General features: G+C 72.0%; 2 protein-coding genes. Both read left to right on the top strand.

Translation table 11 applies throughout. The features are described from left to right. Positions 1-1,269 (top strand): D-inositol-3-phosphate glycosyltransferase (mshA, locus tag AOK00_RS35660; protein WP_055604248.1); only part of this gene is annotated, 1,269 nt, incomplete at its 5' end. After that, entirely contained in the window at positions 1,262-1,762 is a 501-nt protein-coding gene (locus tag AOK00_RS35655; RefSeq protein ID WP_055604247.1) for a YbjN domain-containing protein, read from the top strand. The genes mshA and AOK00_RS35655, both read left to right, overlap by 8 nt. Positions 1,763-2,046: the final 284 nt, after the last annotated feature.

The following is a 2,046-nucleotide window of genomic DNA, read 5'->3' as shown; positions in this document are numbered from 1 at the left end:
GCCATGCTCAGCGTCCACACCTCCCCGCTGCACCAGCCCGGCACGGGCGACGCGGGCGGCATGAACGTCTACATCGTCGAGCTGGCGAAACGACTCGCCGCCATCGACATCGAGGTCGAGATCTTCACCCGGGCCACCACCGGCGGCCTCCCCCCGGTCGTCGAGCTCACCCCCGGCGTCCTCGTGCGGCACGTCGACGCCGGCCCGTACGAGGGGCTGGCCAAGGAGGAGCTGCCGGCCCAGCTCTGCGCCTTCACGCACGGCGTGATGCAGGCCTGGGCGGGCCACCGGCCCGGCCACTACGACCTGGTCCACTCCCACTACTGGCTCTCCGGCCACGTCGGCTGGCTGGCCGCCGAGCGCTGGGGAGTCCCGCTCGTCCACGCCATGCACACCATGGCGAAGGTCAAGAACGCGGCGCTCGCCGACGGCGACACCCCCGAGCCCGCGGCCCGGGTGATCGGCGAGACGCAGATCGTCGACGCGGCCGACCGGCTGATCGCGAACACGGCCGAGGAGGCCGACGAGCTCGCCCGTTTCTACGACGCGGACCCCGGCAAGATCGCGGTCGTCCACCCGGGCGTCAACCTCGACCACTTCCGCCCGGCCGACGGCCGCGCCGCCGCCCGCGCCCGGCTCGGGCTGCCGCGGGACGCCTTCATACCCGTCTTCGCCGGCCGCATCCAGCCGCTGAAGGCCCCGGACATACTGCTGCGCGCCGCCGCCGAGCTCCTTGACCGGGACCCGTCGCTGCGCTCGCGCATGATCGTTCCCGTGGTCGGCGGCCCGAGCGGCAGCGGCCTGGCGAAGCCGGAGGGGCTGCAGAAGCTGGCCGCCCGGCTCGGCATCGCGGACATCGTGCGCTTTCACCCGCCGGTGGGCCAGGACCGGCTCGCCGACTGGTTCCGCGCGGCGAGCGTCCTCGTCATGCCGTCGTACAGCGAGTCCTTCGGTCTGGTCGCGATCGAGGCGCAGGCGGCCGGCACCCCGGTCGTGGCGGCGGCGGTGGGAGGCCTGCCGGTGGCCGTACGGGACGACGTGACCGGCTTCCTCGTCCAGGGGCACGACCCGGTGGACTACGCCCGCGCGCTCGGCCGCTTCGTGGCGGACCCGTCGCTCTCGGCGCGGATGGGCGCGGCCGCGGCCCTGCACGCCGGGTCGTTCGGCTGGGACACGGCGGCCTCGGGCACGGCGGATGTGTACACGGCCGCCGTGCACGACCATCGGCTGCGCGAGAACCGCCGTCGCGTACGCTCCCACCATGGCTGATCTTGAGGACGTCCGGCGGACCGTCGAGGACACGTTCAAGGACGCGGAACTGGAGTGGGAGTCCCCCGAACCGGGCTCCTACGTGGTCAAACTCCCCGGCACGCGCAAACTCTTCACCACGCTCTCCCTGCGCGTCGGGCGCCACTCGCTCTCCCTCAACGCCTTCGTCATCCGCCACCCCGACGAGAACGAGGCGGGTGTCCACCGCTGGCTCCTGGAGCGCAACCTGAGGCTGTACGGGGTGAGTTACGCGGTCGACGGCCTCGGCGACATCTACCTGGCCGGCAAGCTGCCGCTCTCCGCCGTGACGCCCGACGAGCTGGACCGGCTCCTCGGTTCGGTCCTGGAGGCGGCGGACGGCGACTTCAACACGCTTCTGGAGCTGGGCTTCGCGTCCGCGATCCGGCGCGAGTACGAGTGGCGGATCTCGCGCGGGGAGTCGACCCGGAACCTCGACGCGTTCAAGAACCTGACCCAGAAACCCGGCAACTGACCTCTTCCCGCAAGGGCCTTCCAGTGCCATGCTCACGCCCGACGCAGATCTGAACGCCGTTCATATACATGAAAGGTTCAGGGGCATGGCACTGAGCAGAAGGCAGTTCGTCGGCGGCGCGGTGGCAGTCGCGGGAGCCACGACCGCGGCACTGGGCAGCACGGGCTTCGCTCCCCCCACCCGCCCCGCGGGGCTCTGGCGGGAGTTCGAGGCCGCCCCCTACACCAACCCCCCGATCCCGTACGTGGGCCCGGCGCGCGCCCCCGGGTCTCTTATACACATCT

It is taken from the genome of Streptomyces aureus, from assembly GCF_001418135.1.
Classification (GTDB): domain Bacteria; phylum Actinomycetota; class Actinomycetes; order Streptomycetales; family Streptomycetaceae; genus Streptomyces; species Streptomyces aureus_A.
The sequence above is the reverse complement of the archived record's forward strand: the minus strand, read 5'-3'. Positions and strand labels throughout refer to the sequence as shown.

Excerpts from the sequence above, each read along its gene's own strand:
- AOK00_RS35655 (WP_055604247.1), top strand. The coding sequence starts at position 1,262 with ATGGCTGATCTTGAGGACGTCCGGCGGACCGTCGAGGACACGTTCAAG.